This window comes from Nonomuraea sp. CA-143628 (genome assembly GCF_050942315.1).
GTDB lineage: Bacteria > Actinomycetota > Actinomycetes > Streptosporangiales > Streptosporangiaceae > Nonomuraea.
The window spans coordinates 3,722,506-3,740,682 of record NZ_CP192072.1; the positions used below are offsets into that span (position 1 = coordinate 3,722,506).

The window sequence follows — 18,177 nt, forward strand, 5'->3', positions numbered from 1 at the left end:
TTCAGGGCACGTGGTGAAGAACCTGGTCGATCACGCTGATCGCCTGGTCCGACACCTGCCGTATGTGGCGAAGACGGTGGACGGTGCGGGCCGTCAGCTCGGGCGGGGTCTGCGGCGGCACAGGGGCCGCCTGGGGGGGAATGCTCTGGATCGGGATGCTCTGCGTAGGTATGGCCTGTCGAGGGATGCTCTGGCGTGGGATCCTCGCGGGCTGTGTGTCGTCTGTATCGGGCGCCGCACTGGACGGCAGTACCTGCCTGGGCGAACGCACTTCATAGGGGTGCGGGTACGGCCTGCGGGTCTCGTTCGCGAGCATGATCACTCCTGTCAGCGCTGGTCAAGGGCCCGGAACTCGGACGGATCGCGGACACCGAAGCGGGCCAGCTCGTGCTCGGCCTCGCTGCGGACCTGGACGAAGCTGTCGCGGAGCTCGGCGAGCAGGCCGCGCAGCACGACCAGCTCCGCCTCCGCTTCGCGCAGCGAGGGACGGCGTGGCCGGCTGCTGGTGGCCGCGAGGGCTACGCGGATCAGCGCCGCGACGCCGAGCAGCACCGCCACCGCCAGGCAGGCCACCAGCACCGTGGAGAAGCCCGGCATCGGTCCGGCCAGCATGGGATGGTCGACCAGCACCGAGGCGCCGGCCACGCCGATGGCTCCGCCGAGCATGCGCGCGGTGTTGATCGCGCCGACCGCCGAGGCGTACTGGGTGGGGTCGGCGGCCATCGAGCCGACCATGAACGTTCCGGTGGACAGGAAGCCGAACCCGGCGCCCAGCATGACGGCGCCCAGCAGGCACCACAGGTTCGGGGACGGCTGGGCCAGCATCAGCGCGCAGCCCGTGCCGAGGATGAGGGCACCGCCGTAGATGACCGCGTTGACGCCGATGCGCCGGCTGATCGGCGCGGCCATCGGGCTCGACACGATCATGGCGATGGAGATCGGGGTGAGCCAGAGGCCGATGGTGCTGGCGTCGAACTCGGCGTTGCGCAGGTAGAGCGGCCCCATGGCCAGCACGACGAAGGACGCGGCTCCGTACATGCAGGAGGTGGCACCGGCCCACAGGAAGCCGGGACGCCGCCACAGGCTCATGTCGATCGCTCCGGCGCGATGCCGCCACGAGATCGCGATGGCCAGGGCCAGCAGCAGCCCGCCGCCTCCCGCGCACGCCAGCGTGCGTACGGAGGTCCAGCCCCACAGGCTGCCCTGGGAGATGGCCAGCACCGCTCCGGCGACCGCGCCGATCAGCAGGACCGCGCCGAACAGGTCGGGTACGCCCTGCCTGGTGCCGCGGTTGCGGGGCAGCGCCGGGGTGAGCATCAGCAGTGCCGCCGCGAGTCCCGCGCCGGGCAGGTACAGGCCCCGCCATCCGTACTCGGTCAGCAGCCAGCCACCGCCCGCCTGCAGGGCCAGGGCCCCGATGCCGGACGACGCGCTCCACAGCGCGATGGCTCCGGCACGGCGGTTGGCGGGCAGCTCGCCGAGCAGCAGCGCCAGCGAGGCGGGGAACATCAGTGCCGCGCCCACTCCCTGCGCCACCCGTCCGGCCAGGAGCAGGGTCCAGGAGGGGGCGGCGATGACCGTCGTCGCGCCCAGCCCGTACAGGGCCAGGCCGAGCGCGAGCACGCTGCGCCTGCCCAGCAGGTCGGCGAAGCGTCCGGCGGTGGCGAGCAGTGCGGCGACGGCGGCGAAGTTGACCGTGCTCACCCAGGTGACCTCGGACAGCGGCATGGCGGCCGCCAGCGGGTCGCGGCTGAGCACGGGGATCGCCAGCGTCGTCGCGGTGCTGTCCGCCATGATCGCGACCACCACCCCGGAGGCGACCAGCCGCAGTACGGCGAATCGCCCCCGGAGCCGGCGAGCCGTCGGCATCGCGGGCACCATCGTGGGACCGGCGACGCCCTCGCGGATGGGCGTCAGGGTCATCGCGCCGACTCCGCGTAGCTGAGTTCGGGCTCGACGGGGGCCGGGGCGGGTTCGGCGGGAACCGGTGCCGGGCTGTTGTTCGGCACGCTCGCGGCGACGACGCGCTCGGACAGGCCGACATCGCGGTCGTCCACGCGGATCCTGGTCGGTACCTCGCCGCCGGCCAGCGTGAGGGCGACCTGCGTGGCCAGGCTCAGGTGCTCGGCACAGCGGCGGGCCACCTTGGCCTCCAGGCCGGCGATCTGCGCCAGCCGGATCCGCAGTGACTCCACGGTCGCGGTGCGTTGGAGGCCGTCGAGATCGGCGAGCCGGTCGGGCCAGCGCAGCGACCGGCTGATCTGCTCCTCCACCTCGAGGACGATCTCGTCGATGGACAGGTCCCGGTCCTTCAGCGGGTTGGCGATCATGACCGCCATGACCGCGGTCTGGTCGAAGTCGGCCAGCCGGCCCCGCAGCGCCGAGGCGAGCATGCGGGCGCGGTGGTGCAGGCAGTCGGCGCCCCAACCGAGCACCAGCAGGCGATCGGCGCTCGCCTCCGTGTGCCATCCGGCGAGCCGCAGCTCGCGGGCCATCCGGTGTTGCACGCTCCAGCGGTCAGGGGTGTCCTCCACCCAGACCTGTACGCCGCCCAGTGGCAGCTCTGCTACATGGATCACGTTCCTTTCAGGGGCCGCCCGAGCGCAGACGCGTCTGATCACGCCGGCCTGCGCTGGGAGAGCCGGATTCTTCGAGAACCAGGAACGGACCTTGGAATCGACGGAATCGACGGTCACGTCCGGCCACCTCCTCGCCGGAGACTCTCCAGAACCCTCCGGCTGTCAAGTCTCACTTACCACGATCAGTACGATAGTGGGTGTACCCGGCTCGTTGTGTCAACTGACAGTTTTCGTATATGTTGACCTCCCCTTGCGGAGTTTCGCGCCCCGCAGGGCAGGGGACGGCGAGCCAGGCTTCCTTTACGCTGGAGGCTTCTGGCGGCTGGGAGGTACGAGTGGCGAACTTTGCCGAACGACTCGGTCTCGCTATGAGCAAGCGCGGGTTCACGGGGGCGCAACTCGCCGCGGCCCTCACCGAAGCCGGCATCCCGATCACCCGCGCCTACGTCAGCCAGTTGCGCACGGGCAAGCAGACCAACCCGACCCTCCAGGTGCTGCGCGCCCTGGCCGCCTGCCTCCAGGTGAGCGTGGGCTGGCTGCTGGGCGAGGACGCCACGGACTCGGGCGCGGTCGAGGAGCTCCAGTTGCGGGCCGCCGCCATCGGCGCGTCGGTCTCCGGGCTGTCCGACGGGTCGCTGACCGTACTGCGCGGCGTGATCGAGCTCGCGCGCGCGGCCGAAGGGCTGCCCGACCAGCCCTCCGCCACCACGGAGATCCCCGAGGCGGCGGCGCCGCTGACCGAGCCGCAACGTGAGGCGCTCGGCGACCGCCTGCGCAACCTGCGGCTGATCGCGCGCATGTCGCCGGAGGAGGTCGAGACCTCCTTGGGCAGAGGGGCCGCCGCCATCGGCGCGATAGAGGAGGGCCGCGTCGCGCCCGCGCCCGTCACGGTCGAGCGCCTGCTCACCCTCTATGGCGTGACGGCCCTGCCCACCCGCGAATACGTCCTGTCGCTGGCCCGCGGCGAACGCCCGCCCTCCTGGTACGACGCCGGCTCGGTGCCCGTCTGGATGGCCGCCACCTACGCCCTGGAGCAGCGGGCGTCGCTGATCCGCACGTACCAGACCCAGATCGTCCCCCCGCTGCTGCAGACCGAGGCCTACGCGCGCGCCGCCATCGAGGTGTCGGGCAGCGCCGGGCTCGGCCAGGCGTCGGCCGACGCGGCGGTGCGCCTGATGCGCTCCCGCCAGGCCCTGCTGAACCACGGCGACGGACCCGTGCTGTGGGCGGTGATCGACGAGAGCGTCCTGCTGCGCTCGATCGCCGACCCCGAGACGCAGGCCGCTCAGCTCGACCGGCTGATCGAGTACGCGAAGCGGCCCAACATCTCCTTGCACGTGGTGCCGATCGACGATCCGATCTTCCTGCCCCGTTGCGGTCCGTTCACCATGTGGCGCTTCCCGGAGGCCTTCGAGCCGGATGTGGCCTGCGCCCACGCCATCGAATCGGACGAAGTGATCACCGACGCGGCCGCGGTGGAGGCCTACCACCAGGCGTTCACCAAGTTGTCGGTCTCCACCACCATGGGCGACGAGACGCACGAGCTGCTGTATGCGCACCGTGACCGTCTGAGCCACCGGTGATCTGACACCCCTTAGCACGAAAAACGGGAAATGGATATTTCCCAACAAATATTGGTCTTTGTATTGTCAGATCCCGTGGTTGATGGATCATTGGTATTGTTGGGCCAAATTGAGTGGGGTCAGTGGGACCGACTTTCCCGTGGGATACGGCGAGGGGAAAGGGGCAACACTCAAATGCGTCAGCGTGCCATCCGAAATCTGACCAACCTTGACACCACCCGCGCGAGTGTCACCCGAATACTCGACGCCGCCGCGGGAGGGAAGAACCACTTCGAGGTTGACAGTGATGCGGTGCGCCGTTACGACGAGGCGGTTCCGGTCACCGGCTCCGCCGCGCGAGCAGTTCTGCGTTACCTGGCGCGGGTGGTCGCCCACCTGGCCAGTGCCGGCATCGACCAGTTCCTGATCATCGGCAGTGGCGTGCCCAGCGCGCTGCCGCCCGGACGTCAGTTACACGACGTCGCCCGTGGCGCGTCCGCCGCGTCCGATGTGCGCGTCGTCTATGTCGAGAACGACCCTTTGATACTGGCCAGTGCGCGCGTCACCATCGAGCCCCTCAACGACCTCGTACGGGTGGTGGAGGGCGACATACGACAGATCGACGAGATGCTCGCCGACGAGGTCGTGGCCCGGTTCATCGACTGGGAGCGGCCCGTGGGGGTGCTGCTCCTGTCGACCCACAGCCTCACCGACGACGAACTCGCCTCCTTCGTGATCAAACGCCTGTGCCACGCCGTTGTGGACGGCAGCTACCTCGCGATCCTGCAGACCACCTTCGACGGAATCCCCGCCGAACTGCTGCCCGCCATCAACGACCTGCTCGCGATGACGCTGCCGGGACACGTGATCCGCTCACGTGCGGAGGTGGCGACCTTCCTGGACGGGCTCGAACTGCTGGAACCGGGCCTGGTGTGGGTCCCGCTCTGGCGGCCCGACGGCGACTCCGTGTGCGCGGACCAGCCGAGCTCGTCGGGCAATTACGGCGCCGTGGCCCGCCTTCCCTGACCCGCCGGCCAGCCACGGCGCCCGCGCGGCCGTCACACGGACGCCCGCACCCAAGGGTCCGGCCCGCCAAATCGGCCGGACCCTCGGACCGTCTCCTTCCTTGGGACCCCAGCACCTTCCGCGCCCCCGGAGGGGGTACCCCTCCCCAGGTCCCCAGCCACCATGGGCCGGTTCCTTCCGCACCCTCGGAGGGGGTGTCCCTCCTTGGCGGCCCAGGCACGACGGACCCGCTCCTTCTTTCCTTCGGAGGGGGCGTCGTCGCTAGGGACCCTAGGCACGACGGGCCGTCTATTTCCGCTCTCCCGCAGGGGGCATCTCTCTGAGGACCCCAGCCACCGCAGGCCGTTTCCTCCCGCTCCCCCGGAGGGGGTATCCCAAGGACCCCAGCCACCGCGGACCGTCACCTGGGACCGAGACGGTCGTGTCACGAACCCCCAATGCCTAATCCCACCAGAACGACCAGTAATGCCGCCCGATGATCTGCTCCGCGTAACTCTGGAGATCGCCCGGCCCCTGGACGACGTTGTCCGGACAGAACGTCCAGTGCTCAGCCGCAACATGCAGCGCGTGCTCAGGCTCGACCGGCGGCGCGGCGACGCTCAGCTCCAGCGTGTTGAAGCCGACCCCCACCACCCGAATCCCGAACCGGTCCTCCCAACTGCGCACCACCGCCGCCATCGGCACCATCCACTCGTTGTGGTGCAAAGCCCCCTGCCAGCCCATCACGGCCAGCGCGTCGGCACCCCGATGCGCGGCGACCAGGCCGAGCGGCAGGCCCCTGGATGACAGCTCACGGGCGTACCAGTCGGCGACGGCCCCCGGGTCGGCTCTCAGCACCCCCGGCGGGGCAGGACCCGGACAGAGCGCGCCGAACGGCTCCAGCTCCGCCAGGGCGTCCGGCGGCATCTGGGAGACCCACTCCTGCCACACCTCGGCCATGAACCCCTCGGCCGTGAAGTGATCTATCATCAGCGCCTCGTCCGGCACGATCTGCCCGATCGACCAGGGCTGCGCGGACTCGTCCAGCAGAACGGGCCACAGACCGCTGCGCGCGTGGGCGGCCCGGAACCGGGCCCAGTCGTCGCCCGCCACGGCCTCGTCGCTCATCCAGAACGCGGGCCTGGACGCCTCGCCCTGGTGTGTGTAGCCGGGGTCGGGCCACACGACGTCGCCCTCGGGCAGACCGACCGGCAGGAGTCGCCCTCTGCCGCCGTCGGCGAACAGCTGGCACACCTCACGTGGCAGCTGGTGATCGTTCATGCCCACCGTTTCAGTACCGAATCCTGTCTCGGAGATGGTAATGCCGACCGTTGCGTCAGGACTTTTGTCCTGGGCGATCCCGTACAGGCGAATCTTCTGTCGGCGCCCCCGCCTCGGAGACCGTGGAGGCATGAAGATTCTGCTAGCGCTGGCCGTACTCCTCACGGGGTGCGCCCAACCGTCCGCCGGCGAACCGGGGCCTGTCGTGGATCCGGCGGTTGTCGAGACCGCGTCGGGAGCCGTGCGCGGCACGGTGACCGCCACGAACCGCCTGTTCCAGGGCATCAAGTACGCCACGGCGGCGCGCTGGGAGGCGCCGAAGCCCGCGCCCGCGTGGCAGGGCGTGCGGGAGGCCACCAAGCCCGGCGCCATGTGCCCGCAGGTCGGCAGCGTCTACGCGCCGACCAGCAGCGACAACGAGGACTGCCTGTTCCTGAACGTCACCACACCCGCCGTCCCCGGGAAGGGCCGGCCGGTCATGGTGTGGATCCACGGCGACGGCGCGGTGGGCGCGGGCCACTTCTCCGACGCCCGGAAGCTGGCCGCCAAGGGCGTGGTGGTGGTGACGATCAACTACCGGCTCGGCGTGTTCAGCGGGTTCGGCTATCCGGGGCTGCGCGACTCGGGCACGTACGGCCTGCAGGACCAGCAGGAGGCGCTGCGCTGGGTCAAGCGGAACGCGGCGGCCTTCGGCGGCGACTCGGGCAACGTGACAGCCTTCGGTGTCTCCTACGGCGCGCTGTCGATCGGTGGCCAGCTCGCCTCGCCGGGCGCCAAGGGCCTGTTCCAGCGGGCGATCATGCAGAGCGGCGAGACCCTGATGGACATGCCCGCCAACAGCATGGTGCCGGGCGTGCCCGCCCTGCCGTCCTTCGCGTGGCGGCCCGCCGCACAGGTGAGCGCTATAGGAGAGGTGTACGCCAAGCAGCTCGGCTGCTCGGACCTGGCGTGCCTGCGCGCGCTGCCGGTCAAGAAGATCCTCGAGGTCCCGCAGATCATGAACGCCTTCCAGTCGTACGCGTACGGCAACGACGTCCTGCCCGAGTCGCCGGCCGACGCGATGCGGAAGGGGCACACCAGCCCGATGCCGGTCCTGGCCGGGACGACGAAGGACGAGCACCGGATCTTTGTCGGGATGAATTACGACGTCCAGGGCACCTCTCCGGATTACCGGAAATTGCTGAAAGATGCGTTCGGAGCGAAGGCTGAGAGAATTGCCCGGAAATATCCGGTAAATCGCTATAAGTCGCCGAGTATTGCTTGGGCTACCGTCTTGACCGATCGTATGTGGGCCCGGTCCACCCATGAGCAGAACGCCCTGCTGGCCAAGAAGGCGCCGGTCTACGGCTACGAGTTCGCCGACCGGAAGGCGCCGATGTTCCTGCCGCTGGAGGCGGACTTCGACTGGGGCGCCTACCACGCCGGCGACCTGCCGTACATCTTCCCGGAGGCCAAGGCCAAGCTGTCGCCCGCCCAGGAGAAGCTGTCCGGGCAGATGATGAGCTACTGGACGAACTTCGCCCGCACCGGCGACCCGAACGGCCGCGGGCTGCCCGCCTGGCCGCGGGTCTCGTCCGGCACCCTGTCCCTGGCTCCGGGGGCCGTCCGGCCGATCGACTACGCTGCCGAGCACCAGCTGGCCTTCTGGAAGTAGATGTTGCGCGAGGGGGCGTCGTGATCAGGGTCATGATCGCCGAGGACCAGGGGATGATGCGCGACGCCCTGGCGCTGCTGCTCGGGCTGGAGGACGACCTGGAGATCGTCGCCCAGGTGTCCTCCGGCGACGCGATCGTGCCGGCCGCCACGGAGCACCGGCCCGACGTGGCGCTGCTCGACATCGAGCTGCCCGGCCGCAGCGGGCTCGACGTGCTGCCCGTACTGCGGGCCGCGCTGCCGGAGTGCGTGGTGCTGATCCTGACGACGTTCGCCAGGCCGGGCTACCTGCGGCGGGCGATGGAGGCGGGGGCGGCGGGGTTCCTGGTCAAGGACGGGTCGGTGGAGGAGCTGGCCGCGGCGATCCGGCGGGCGGTGGCGGGGGAGCGGATCCTCGATCCGGCCCTGGCCGCCGCCGCGCTGAACGCCGGGCCCAGCCCGCTCACGGACCGCGAGCGCGACGTGCTGGCCGCGGCGCTCGACGGCTCCACGATCGCGGACGTGGCGGCGCGGCTGCGCCTCTCGGAGAGCACGGTACGCAACCACCTGTCGTCCGCCATCGGCAAGACGAACACCCGGAACAGGATCGAGGCCGCTCAGCTGGCACGGCACAATGGGTGGCTGTGACCACCTTTGACGCGGTTCTCTGTGATCTCGATGGAGTGCTCCGCCATTTCGACCACGCGGTTCAGGCCGACATCGAGGCCCGTTACGGCCTGCCCCTGAGGAAGACCGCCTTCGACCCGGACCTGATCGGCCCCGCCACGCTCGGTCACATCACCGAGGCCCAGTGGGTCGAGTCCATCGCCGTGGCGCTGGGCGGCGACGAGCGTGCCCGCCAGGCCGCCGCCGAGTTCGCGGCGGTGCCGTTCTGGGTGGATGAGGAGGTCAGGGCGCTGTTGTCGCGGGCGCAGGGGCGGGTCCCCGTGGTGCTGGTCACCAACGCCATGGACACGCTGGAGGAGCACCTGGAGTGGCTCGGGCTGGCCTACTTCGCCGATGCGGTGGTCAGCAGTGCCCGGGTGGGCGTGGCCAAGCCCGATCGGCGGATCTACGAGCTCGCGGCCGAGTTGGCGGGCGTCGCGCCGGAGCGCTGCCTGTTCGTCGACGACCGGTTGGAGAATGTGGCGGGCGCCACGGCCCTGGGGATGACCGGTGTGCACTACCGGAGCATCGCCGACCTGACTCCCGCGCTCACCGGGCTCTTCGACTAGCGACCGAGGTTCCCCGGGGTTCGTCACGCGACCCTCTCGACCCCCTGTGCCGACCGGTAGTGGCTGGGGTCCTTCGGGAGGGATACCCCTCCGGGGGAGCGGAGGGAACGGCCTGCGGTTGGCTGGGGTCCTTCGGGGGAGAGAAAGAAGACGGTCCGTCGTGGCTAGGGTCCCCAAGGAGGGATACCCCCTCCGGGGGAGCGGAGGGAAACGGCCCGTGGCGGCTGGGGTCGCTAGCGAGTGACACCTCTCCGAGGGGGAAAGAAGGAGCCGGTCCGTCATGGCTGGGATCCCCAAGAAGCGATACCCCCTCCGGGGAGCAGAAGGAAACGCCCCGTCGTGGCTGAGGTCTCTTGGAGAGAAACCCCCTTCGGGCGAGCGGAAGGAGACGGTCCGTTTGGAAGAACGATCACAAATGCATATGGACTTGCACGGGATGCGTGTTATCCCATCCAAGTCGCATTATGACGTACATAACTCGTACAAAAACAAGAGCTTGTTTCCGGCACGGCTCGCGCCTGCCGTGCCGGAAACGTTCAGCGGGTCCGGTCAGTAACTCCCGTACGGAGACTGACTGGACTTCGTCGTCGGCTTGTGCGACGACTGGTTCGACGGCGTGGGACTCGACGAAGGCGTGCTCACCTGCGATCCCGTGCCGGCGGGCCGGAGGACGCCCACCAGGCCGTGCTGGGCCTTGTCGATGCCCGCGGAGAACCACAGGGCGTTCTCGCCGCCCGTGGCGGCGGTGCCCGGCTCGAGGTCCCACAGGCCCGGCAGCGAGACCGTCCTGCCGTTGCCATCGCGCAGCGCGCCCAGGTGGCGGTTGCCGCGGTAGGCGTGGATCGTCCCGTCGCCGAAGTTGCCGACCAGGACCGATCCGGAGAACGCACCGAACTGCTTCGGCGCGGCGGTCACGGCCCAGGGGGCGTTGAGCCCGGTACGCGCGATGCGCCCGACCAGGCGCCCGTTCACGTTGTAGCGGCTGACGAAACCCTTGCCGGCGCCCGCGATGGACTTCCCGGTCTGCTCGTCACGCAGGGCATAGGCGACCCATACGCTGCCGCCGCTGAACGTCACGTTGTACGGGCGGTAATTGGAGGGAACCGACGGGTCCCTGAACGCCCTGCGGGACAGGTTGATCTTCTCGAACTCCGAGTTCCACGCGGCGAGGCGCCCGTTGGCGAAGTCGGCGGCCAGGAGGAAGTCGCCGTCGTCGGTGTTCACCATCGCGAGGCCCTTGTAGTCGGCACCCCGGGTGAAGGCCGCGATGATCGCGTTCTTCGGGTCCACCTCGGCGTTCCAGCCGGTGATCGCGCCGCTCGGGCTGGCGAAGATGAACGTGGCGGGCTTGCCCTTGACGGTGAAGCCCTCGCCCGAGTTGAACACCTGGCCGGTCGGAGCGCCACCGGGAATGGCCACCTCGGTCGCCTCCTTCTTGCCCGCTCCGGAGTAGACGGTCGCGGTGCCGGTGCCCGTGTCGGAGACCCACAGGGTCTTGCCCATGGCCAGTCCCCATGGGTTGACCAGTTTAGGATCGTGGACTGCTGCCTTCCCCTGGATGTCGGAAATGAGATTCACGACGTCAAACTTGGTATTCGTCGCTGCCTGTGCGGGGGCGGTGAGGGTCGTGCTCAAGACGACCGCACCAGCGCAGAGTGTGATGATGCGGAGCCGCATCCGTGCCTCCTTGTTAGCGCTTGTGGCCGGAGATACGCGGGGGACGCAAGTGCGGTTCAGTAACGGTCAGAAATATTGGCGTCGGACGTCAATCGGGCGTTTTCCTGGGGAGTTGAGGTACATGGAAGTTTTGGGCATTGACATCGGCGGATCCGGGATCAAGGGCGCCCCCGTGGACACCGCGTCGGGGCGGCTGACGGAGGAGCGCCTGCGCATCCCCACGCCGCAGCCGGCCAAGCCGCGCGGAGTGTCCGAGGTCGTGGTGGAGATCGTCAAGCACTTCGACTGGACGGGACCGGTCGGCGTCACGTTCCCCGGCGTGGTCGTGGACGGCGTGATCATGACGGCCGCGAACGTCGACCACTCCTGGATCGGCGTCGACGCGAGGAAGCTCTTCGACGGCGCGACCGTCCTCAACGACGCCGACGCGGCCGGCGTCGCGGAGATGAGGTTCGGTGAGGGCCGGGACCGGATGGGGACCGTCATCATGCTGACGTTCGGGACGGGCATCGGCAGCGCGGTGTTCGTCGACGGCGTCCTGGTACCCAACACCGAGCTGGGGCACCTCGAGCTCCACGGCAAGGACGCCGAGCGCCGCGCCTCCGATCACGCCCGCGAGGAGCACGACCTCGGGTGGGAGAAGTGGGCCGGGCGGGTGGAGGAGTACCTGCGGCACGTGGAGATGCTCTTCTCGCCGTCGCTGTTCGTCATCGGCGGCGGGGTGAGCAAGAAGGCGGACAAGTTCCTTCCGTACGTCCACGTGGACACCGCCGTCGTACCCGCTCGCCTGCGCAACGACGCGGGCATCATAGGAGCGGCTCTCGCCGTCAAATAGCCATTTTTTACGGCACGGCACGGTGAGCCCCACCCGCCGCCCGTGGCCGGCGTCTGTCCAGGGGGACGCTCCTCCGGTGGGGCGGGCCGGGCGCCGCTACGAGACGGTGAGACCGTCTTCTTCGCAACGCTCCGACCTGGGTGATCAAGAAAGGTTGGTCCGGAGCGCAACCTGATGGGCTTCTCGGGAGTCTCATTAGTGACCGTGGTCGTCCAAGGCGACAACTCTGGGGAGAGTGGGCCCGTCTTGGGCGATCACGGTCAACCAGAGAGCGCGGGCCCTACCTGGGCGATCACCGTCGACGGATATTCGGATGCGGACACCGGCGCCGTCGGGCAGCATGGTGGGTTGGCTCCGGGGACGCGGAGCTCAAATATCCTGATAGCAGTATGGGAACCTCTGCGTTGTCCTCTCCACTCACCGAGCTCCAGTCCCGCCTGCCCGAGTTGATGCCGCGCGACCAGCGGCGACTGCGGCGCAGGCTCGACGGCGTGCGCCGGGTACGCTCCCGCGAGGCCCGGGACAAGATCACCGCGGAGATCCTCGCCGACGTGGAACGTGCCGAGCGACGCCTCGCCCGGCGCCGCGAAGCCGTACCAGAAATCAGCTATCCGGAAAATCTCCCCGTATCCCAGCGCAAGGACGACATCCTCGCGGCCATCCGCGACCACCAGGTCGTGATCATCGCCGGGGAGACCGGATCCGGCAAGACCACCCAGATCCCGAAGATCTGCCTGGAGCTGGGCCGCGGTGTCAGGGGCCTGGTCGGCCACACCCAGCCGCGCCGCATCGCCGCCCGTACGGTGGCCGAGCGCATCGCCGAAGAGCTGGGCACCGAGCTGGGCCAGGCGGTCGGCTACAAGGTGCGCTTCACCGACCAGGCGAGCGACCGCACCCTGGTCAAGCTGATGACCGACGGCATCCTGCTGGCCGAGCTGCAGAACGACCGGCTGCTGGAGCAGTACGACACGCTGATCATCGACGAGGCGCACGAGCGCAGCCTCAACATCGACTTCATTCTCGGCTACCTCAAGCAGCTGCTGCCCAAGCGCCCCGACCTCAAGCTGATCATCACCAGCGCCACGATCGACCCGGAGCGGTTCTCCCGCCACTTCGACGACGCCCCGATCGTCGAGGTCTCGGGCCGCACCTACCCCGTCGAGGTGCGCTACCGGCCGCTCGACGAGGACGACGACCAGACGCAGGGCATCGTCGACGCCTGCCGCGAGCTGGTCACCGAGGGCCCCGGCGACATCCTGGTGTTCCTGTCGGGGGAGCGGGAGATCCGCGACGCCGCCGACGCGCTCGACAAGGCCGACTTCCGCAACACCGAGGTGCTGCCGCTGTACGCCCGGCTCAGCGCCGCCGAGCAGCACCGCGTGTTCCAGCGCCACACCGGCCGCCGCATCGTGCTGGCCACCAACGTGGCCGAGACGTCGCTGACCGTCCCGGGCATCAAATACGTCGTCGACCCGGGCTACGCGCGCATCTCCCGCTACAGCCACCGCACCAAGGTGCAGCGCCTGCCGATCGAGGCCATCTCGCAGGCGAGCGCCAACCAGCGTAAGGGCCGCTCGGGCCGTACCTCCGACGGCGTCTGCATCCGGCTTTATGAGGAGGAGGACTTCCTCAAGCGGCCGGAGTTCACCGACCCCGAGATCCTGCGCACCAACCTCGCCTCGGTCATCCTGCAGATGACCTCGATCGGGCTGGGCGACATCGAGGCGTTCCCGTTCGTCGAGCCGCCGGACCGCCGCCAGGTACGCGACGGCGTGAGCCTGCTGCACGAGCTGGGCGCCTTCGACGGCCAGGGCGGCATCACGGGCATCGGGCGCAAGCTGGCCGGGCTGCCCGTCGACCCGCGTCTGGGCCGGATGGTCCTGGAGGCCGAGAAGAACGGCTGCCTGCGCGAGGTCATGGTCATCGCCGCCGCGCTGTCGATCCAGGACCCGCGCGAGCGGCCCGTCGACAAGCAGCAGCAGGCCGACGAGAAGCACCGCCGCTTCGCCGACCCGGAGTCCGACTTCCTGTCCTACCTCAACCTCTGGAACCATCTGCGGGACAAACAGCGGGAGCTGTCCTCCAGCGCCTTCCGCCGCCTGTGCAAGTCGGAGTTCCTCAACTACCTGCGCGTACGCGAGTGGCAGGACATCTACAGCCAGATCCGCCAATCCCTCGGCGCCCAGCCCGGGAGTCAGCAGGCCGACCCGCAGCAGGTGCACGCCGCGCTGCTCGTGGGTCTCCTGTCGCACATCGGCGTCAAGGACGTCATGGAGAAGCGGGCCGCCGACGGGCGCCGCCCGATCCAGGAATACCTCGGCGCCCGCAACGCCCGCTTCGCCATCTTCCCCGGCTCCGCGCTGGCCAAGAAGCAGCCCCAGTGGGTGATGTCGGCCGAGCTCGTGGAGACCTCCCGGCTGTGGGCCAGGGTCAACGCCAAGATCGAGCCCGACTGGGTCGAGCCGCTCGCCCAGCACCTGGTCAAACGCACCTACTCCGAGCCGCACTGGGAGAAGAACCAGGGCGCGGTGATCGCACTGGAGAAGGTCACCCTCTACGGGGTGCCGCTGGTGACCGGGCGGAAGGTCAACTACGGCCGCGTCGACCCCGACCTGTCACGCGAGCTGTTCATCAGGCACGCGCTCGTCGAAGGCGACTGGGACAGCCACCACCGCTTCCTCCAGGACAACCGGAAGCTGCTCGAAGAGGTCGAGGAGCTGGAGAACCGGGCCCGCCGGCGCGACATCATGGTCGACGACGAGGCCCTGTTCGACTTCTACGACCAGCGCGTCCCCGCCGACGTGGTGTCCGCGCGGCACTTCGACTCCTGGTGGAAGAAGGTCAGGACCACCGAGCCCGACCTGCTGACCTATTCGCCCGAGATGCTGGTCAACGAGGGCGCCGACGTCAGCGCCCACGACTACCCCGACAACTGGCGGCAGCTCGGCCAGCGGATGAAGCTGACCTACCAGTTCGAGCCCGGCGCCGACGCCGACGGCGTCACGGTGCACGTGCCGCTGCAGGTGCTCAACCAGGTCAGCTCCGACGGGTTCGACTGGCAGATCCCCGGCCTGCGCGACGAGCTGATCACCGCCCTGATCAGGTCGCTGCCCAAGCACCTGCGCCGCAACTTCGTCCCCGCTCCCAACTACGCCAAGCAGGTGCTCGAAGGCGTACGCCAGGGCGGCGAACCCCTGCTGGAGGCCGTGGAGCGGGAGCTGCTGCGGCTGACCGGCGTACGCGTGCCGCACGACGCCTGGCAGCTCGACCAGGTCCCCGACCACCTGCGCATCACCTACCGGGTGATCGACGAGCGCAAGCGCACGATCGCCGAGGACAAGGACCTCGACGCCCTCAAACGGCGCCTGGCGCCGCGCCTGCGCAAGACGCTCTCGGCCGCCGCCGACGACCTGGAGCAGTCGGGCCTGCACACCTGGAGCTTCGGCACCCTGCCCAAGGTCTTCGAGCAGGGCCGCATGAAGGGCTACCCGGCGCTGGTGGACGACGGCGACTCCGTGTCCATCAAGATCTTCGAGACGGAGGCCGAACAGCGCCGCTCCCATTGGCCGGGCACCCGCCGCCTGCTCCTGCTCAACGTCACCAACCCGGCCAAGTCGCTGCTGGGCGGCCTGTCCAACCAGGCCAAACTGGCCCTCTCGCGCAGCCCGCACGGGGGCGCGGTGGCGCTCTTCGACGACGTGGTCAACGCGGCGATCGACAAGCTCATGCTCGACCTGGGCGGCCCCGCCTGGGACCCGGTCTCGTTCGACCGGCTCTATCAGCACGTACGGGCGCACGTGTACGAGACCTCGGCCGAGGTGCTGGGGCGCACGGAGCAGATCTTGACCGTGTGGCACGCGATCGGCACCCGCCTTGACGCCCTGCGGCAGAGCGCCTCCACCTCGGACGTCCGCGACCAACTGGGCAAGCTCGTCTTCGCGGGCTTCATCACCGCGACGGGCTATCGCCGCCTCCCCGACATACTCCGCTATATCCGAGCCATCGAACGCCGCCTGACCAAGCTCCCCGAGGAGCCGTGGCGGGACGAGGAGTGGATGGACCGGGTGCACAAGGTGGAGGACGCCTACGAGGACCTGCTGGCCCGGCTCCACCCGGCGCGACGCTCGGATCCGGACGTGCTGGAGATCCGCTGGATGATCGAGGAGCTCAGGGTCAGCTTCTTCGCCCAGACGCTGGGCACGCCCACGCCGGTGTCGGAGAAGCGCATCGCCAAGGCGATGGAGAAGCTCACGCCTTGAGGCTCACGCCTTGAAGATGGAGGTGTCGAGCTCGACGTCGATCGGGGCGGGCAGCCGGAGCAGGGTCCCGACGGGCACGGTGGCCGTCGTCCGGTAGACACCGTCGTCGATGCCGCTGTAAACGGTGACGGACGGCGGCTCGGCGATCGCGTCGATCAGCAGGTAGATCGGCACGCCGCCGGTCGCGTAGAGCGGGGGCTTGTCTTCCCGGTCTCTTCGGGCGCTGCTGGTGGAGACGACTTCGGCGACCATGATCAGGCCGGAGGACAGCAGCTCCCGATCGTCCCAGCGGGGGCAATCGATGGGAGCCAGGACGAAGTCGGGCTCGACGGGATCTTGTGGCCCCTCGACGCACACATCGACGTTGCCGGTAGATCCTTCCCAACCATGCTCGTCCAGGACAGGTATGAGCGCCCGGAAGAGCGCTATCGCGCAGTCGGCATGCTCGGGAGTCCCAATGCGAGTCAAGATCAGGTTCCCGTCGATGACCTCGCCCCGGAAGCCGGGGAGTTCGGGGAGGGCATCGAACAGCTCCCGCGCGGTCACGGGCATGCGCTGATTACCGGTCCAGGGACATTTCGCGTGTGGTGTGCGAGAGGCGGTCAATGTTGAGTTCGTCCCTGCGTCTGGAGCGGCTCAGGCCGTGAAGATGGTGGTCTCGAGCTTGACGTCGATGGGGTGGGGGAGCAGGAGCGGCGTGCCGACCTCGACAGTGGCGGACGTGCGGTAGGCGCCGTCCCTGATGTCGCTGTAGACGGTGATGGCGGGAGGTGTGGCGACCATGTCGATCAACAGGTAGATCGGCACGCCGCCGCTCGCGTAGAGGGGAGGCTTCTCTACACGGTCTCTGAGGGTGCTTCCGGCTGAGACGACCTCGGCGACCATGATCAGGCCCGAGGAAAGCAGCTCACGGTCGCCCCAGCGCGGACAGTCGGCCGGAGCCAGGACAAAGTCAGGCTGGACCGGGTCTCGTGGCCCCTCGATGCACACATCCACGCTGCCGGGCCGCCCCCGCCAGCCGTGTTCGTTGATGACGGGCAGGAGCGCCAAGAGGAGGGCCACGGCGTGATCGGCGTGCTCGGGGGTGCCGACTGGGCTCACGATCAGGTTTCCTTCGATGACTTCGGCTCGGAAGCCAGGGAGTTCGGGGAGAGCGTTGAACAAGTCTCGAGCGGTGCGTGGTAGCTCCTTCCCGCACATCTGCTCCTGCTCCTGTTCCTGCTGGGCCTCCTGCTCGGTAGTCTCCTCGTGACGTATCGTCATGGCGACCATGCGAATCTGTCCCTTCGTATGCGAACGGGCTCACGCCTTGAAGATGGAGGTGTCGAGCTCGAAGTCGATCGGTTTGGGCAGGTAGAGAGGGGTTCCCATAACCACTCTGGTCGTCGTGCTGTAGGAGCCGTCCTTGATGTCGCTGAACACGGTGGCCGCCGGCTGTTCGGCGATCGGATCGATCAACAAGTAGACCGGCACCCCGCCCTGTGCGTAGATCTCCCGCTTTTCGTGGTGATCGCGCTGGACGCTGCTCGATGAGACCACTTCGGCCACCAGGAATAGGTGGGAGGACAGCAGCTCGTATTCGCCCCAGCGGCGGCAATCCGGTGGCGACAGCACATAGTCAGGTGTCACTGAGTCACGTGAGCCCTCGATGCAGATGCTCACGGTGCTCACAGCGGCCCGCCAGCCGCGCTCCTTCCTGAGCGGCAGGAGGGCATCAAACAGGTCCATGGCCATCCAGCCATGCTCAGGGCTGCCCATAGGGCTCACGATCAAGTTGCCTTCGATGACCTCTTGCCGAAGACCGGGCAGAGGGGGGAGTGCATCGAACAACTCGCGAGCGGTCCCGGGCAGACGGCTCTCGCTGGGGGCGGCGGCGTCGCACACGCTCGTCTGCTCCAACTCGGTGCTCTCGGGGCGAATTGTCATGGCGACCATGTGAATCTGTCCCTTCGTGTTCGAACGGGCACGCTAAGTATTCCACGTGCCGGAGTCGAACACACTCGAAAACCAGGAAGCTCAAGCCGCCAGTCCCGAGACGCTCTCGTCGACTCGGTCGGTGGTCATCGGCAGGGCGTCGTTCGGCGCGCGGTGCTCTTGAAGCTGCCGGTTCTT

Annotated in this window: 15 protein-coding genes; 7 read left to right on the forward strand and 8 right to left on the reverse strand. The window is 68.7% G+C overall.

What is annotated here, in order from left to right:
* Window position 1 precedes the first annotated feature (1 nt).
* Genes ACQP2T_RS17360 through ACQP2T_RS17370 form a run of 3 tightly spaced genes read right to left on the reverse strand, consistent with a single transcriptional unit; the run spans window position 2 to window position 2,579 of the window.
* Window positions 2-316, reverse strand: a complete 315-nt coding sequence (locus ACQP2T_RS17360; protein ID WP_433517158.1) for a hypothetical protein — start codon at window positions 314-316, stop codon at window positions 2-4.
* 11 nt (window positions 317-327) lie between these two features.
* A complete protein-coding gene (locus ACQP2T_RS17365) occupies window positions 328-1,923 on the reverse strand; it encodes an MFS transporter (RefSeq protein ID WP_433517159.1) in 1,596 nt (531 codons plus the stop codon).
* Window positions 1,920-2,579 carry a hypothetical protein gene (locus tag ACQP2T_RS17370; RefSeq protein ID WP_433517160.1) on the reverse strand — a complete coding sequence of 220 codons (660 nt, stop codon included), beginning with the start codon at window positions 2,577-2,579 and terminating at the stop codon, window positions 1,920-1,922. Before ACQP2T_RS17370 ends, ACQP2T_RS17365 begins: the two co-directional genes overlap by 4 nt.
* 368 nt (window positions 2,580-2,947) lie before the next feature.
* On the opposite strand from ACQP2T_RS17370, the gene ACQP2T_RS17375 reads away from it, so the two are divergent.
* Entirely contained in the window at window positions 2,948-4,162 is a 1,215-nt protein-coding gene (locus ACQP2T_RS17375; RefSeq protein WP_433517161.1) for a Scr1 family TA system antitoxin-like transcriptional regulator, read from the forward strand.
* Window positions 4,163-4,336: 174 nt separating this feature from the next.
* Window positions 4,337-5,167 (forward strand): SAM-dependent methyltransferase, encoded by an 831-nt coding sequence (locus ACQP2T_RS17380; RefSeq protein ID WP_433517162.1) that lies wholly within the window; start codon window positions 4,337-4,339, stop codon window positions 5,165-5,167.
* A 441-nt stretch (window positions 5,168-5,608) separates the two neighbouring features.
* On the opposite strand, the gene ACQP2T_RS17385 is transcribed toward ACQP2T_RS17380, so the two are convergent.
* Window positions 5,609-6,427 carry a DUF4253 domain-containing protein gene (locus ACQP2T_RS17385; RefSeq protein ID WP_433517163.1) on the reverse strand — a complete coding sequence of 273 codons (819 nt, stop codon included), beginning with the start codon at window positions 6,425-6,427 and terminating at the stop codon, window positions 5,609-5,611.
* Between the two features lie 130 nt (window positions 6,428-6,557).
* Between ACQP2T_RS17385 and ACQP2T_RS17390 the strand changes: the two genes are divergently transcribed.
* From ACQP2T_RS17390 to ACQP2T_RS17400, 3 genes are read left to right on the forward strand one after another with little or no spacing between them, the layout of a single operon-like run.
* The gene (locus ACQP2T_RS17390) at window positions 6,558-8,081 is read left to right on the forward strand and encodes a carboxylesterase/lipase family protein (RefSeq protein WP_433517164.1); all 1,524 of its coding nucleotides are present in this window, start codon (window positions 6,558-6,560) and stop codon (window positions 8,079-8,081) included.
* A gap of 20 nt (window positions 8,082-8,101) precedes the next feature.
* Complete coding sequence (locus ACQP2T_RS17395; protein WP_433517165.1) at window positions 8,102-8,707, forward strand: response regulator; 606 nt, start codon at window positions 8,102-8,104, stop codon at window positions 8,705-8,707.
* Window positions 8,704-9,294, forward strand: a complete 591-nt coding sequence (locus ACQP2T_RS17400; RefSeq protein WP_433517166.1) for an HAD family hydrolase — start codon at window positions 8,704-8,706, stop codon at window positions 9,292-9,294. The genes ACQP2T_RS17395 and ACQP2T_RS17400 overlap by 4 nt, the downstream gene beginning before the upstream one ends.
* A 549-nt stretch (window positions 9,295-9,843) precedes the next feature.
* On the opposite strand, the gene ACQP2T_RS17405 is transcribed toward ACQP2T_RS17400, so the two are convergent.
* Window positions 9,844-10,971, reverse strand: a complete 1,128-nt coding sequence (locus ACQP2T_RS17405) for a TIGR03118 family protein (protein ID WP_433517167.1) — start codon at window positions 10,969-10,971, stop codon at window positions 9,844-9,846.
* Window positions 10,972-11,092: 121 nt separating this feature from the next.
* On the opposite strand from ACQP2T_RS17405, the gene ppgK reads away from it, so the two are divergent.
* A complete protein-coding gene (gene ppgK, locus ACQP2T_RS17410; RefSeq protein WP_433517168.1) occupies window positions 11,093-11,806 on the forward strand; it encodes a polyphosphate--glucose phosphotransferase in 714 nt (237 codons plus the stop codon).
* Between the two features lie 389 nt (window positions 11,807-12,195).
* Complete coding sequence (hrpA, locus tag ACQP2T_RS17415; RefSeq protein WP_433517169.1) at window positions 12,196-16,065, forward strand: ATP-dependent RNA helicase HrpA; 3,870 nt, start codon at window positions 12,196-12,198, stop codon at window positions 16,063-16,065.
* Between the two features lie 3 nt (window positions 16,066-16,068).
* On the opposite strand, the gene ACQP2T_RS17420 is transcribed toward hrpA, so the two are convergent.
* The 3 genes from ACQP2T_RS17420 to ACQP2T_RS17430 form a co-directional block, all read right to left on the reverse strand.
* Window positions 16,069-16,617: a Uma2 family endonuclease gene (locus ACQP2T_RS17420; protein ID WP_433517170.1), complete on the reverse strand. Its 549-nt coding sequence runs from the start codon at window positions 16,615-16,617 to the stop codon at window positions 16,069-16,071.
* 84 nt (window positions 16,618-16,701) lie between these two features.
* Window positions 16,702-17,328: a Uma2 family endonuclease gene (locus ACQP2T_RS17425; protein ID WP_433517171.1), complete on the reverse strand. Its 627-nt coding sequence runs from the start codon at window positions 17,326-17,328 to the stop codon at window positions 16,702-16,704.
* Window positions 17,329-17,367: 39 nt separating this feature from the next.
* Window positions 17,368-18,000, reverse strand: a complete 633-nt coding sequence (locus ACQP2T_RS17430) for a Uma2 family endonuclease (protein WP_433517172.1) — start codon at window positions 17,998-18,000, stop codon at window positions 17,368-17,370.
* Between the last annotated feature and the right edge of the window lie 177 nt (window positions 18,001-18,177).

Excerpts from the sequence above, each read along its gene's own strand:
- ACQP2T_RS17360 (WP_433517158.1), bottom strand. The coding sequence starts at position 316 with ATGCTCGCGAACGAGACCCGCAGGCCGTACCCGCACCCCTATGAAGTG.
- ACQP2T_RS17365 (WP_433517159.1), bottom strand. The coding sequence starts at position 1,923 with ATGACCCTGACGCCCATCCGCGAGGGCGTCGCCGGTCCCACGATGGTG.
- ACQP2T_RS17375 (WP_433517161.1), top strand. The coding sequence starts at position 2,948 with ATGAGCAAGCGCGGGTTCACGGGGGCGCAACTCGCCGCGGCCCTCACC.
- ACQP2T_RS17380 (WP_433517162.1), top strand. The coding sequence starts at position 4,337 with ATGCGTCAGCGTGCCATCCGAAATCTGACCAACCTTGACACCACCCGC.
- ACQP2T_RS17385 (WP_433517163.1), bottom strand. The coding sequence starts at position 6,427 with ATGAACGATCACCAGCTGCCACGTGAGGTGTGCCAGCTGTTCGCCGAC.
- ACQP2T_RS17390 (WP_433517164.1), top strand. The coding sequence starts at position 6,558 with ATGAAGATTCTGCTAGCGCTGGCCGTACTCCTCACGGGGTGCGCCCAA.
- ACQP2T_RS17405 (WP_433517167.1), bottom strand. The coding sequence starts at position 10,971 with ATGCGGCTCCGCATCATCACACTCTGCGCTGGTGCGGTCGTCTTGAGC.
- ppgK (WP_433517168.1), top strand. The coding sequence starts at position 11,093 with ATGGAAGTTTTGGGCATTGACATCGGCGGATCCGGGATCAAGGGCGCC.
- hrpA (WP_433517169.1), top strand. The coding sequence starts at position 12,196 with ATGGGAACCTCTGCGTTGTCCTCTCCACTCACCGAGCTCCAGTCCCGC.
- ACQP2T_RS17420 (WP_433517170.1), bottom strand. The coding sequence starts at position 16,617 with ATGCCCGTGACCGCGCGGGAGCTGTTCGATGCCCTCCCCGAACTCCCC.
- ACQP2T_RS17425 (WP_433517171.1), bottom strand. The coding sequence starts at position 17,328 with ATGACGATACGTCACGAGGAGACTACCGAGCAGGAGGCCCAGCAGGAA.
- ACQP2T_RS17430 (WP_433517172.1), bottom strand. The coding sequence starts at position 18,000 with ATGGTCGCCATGACAATTCGCCCCGAGAGCACCGAGTTGGAGCAGACG.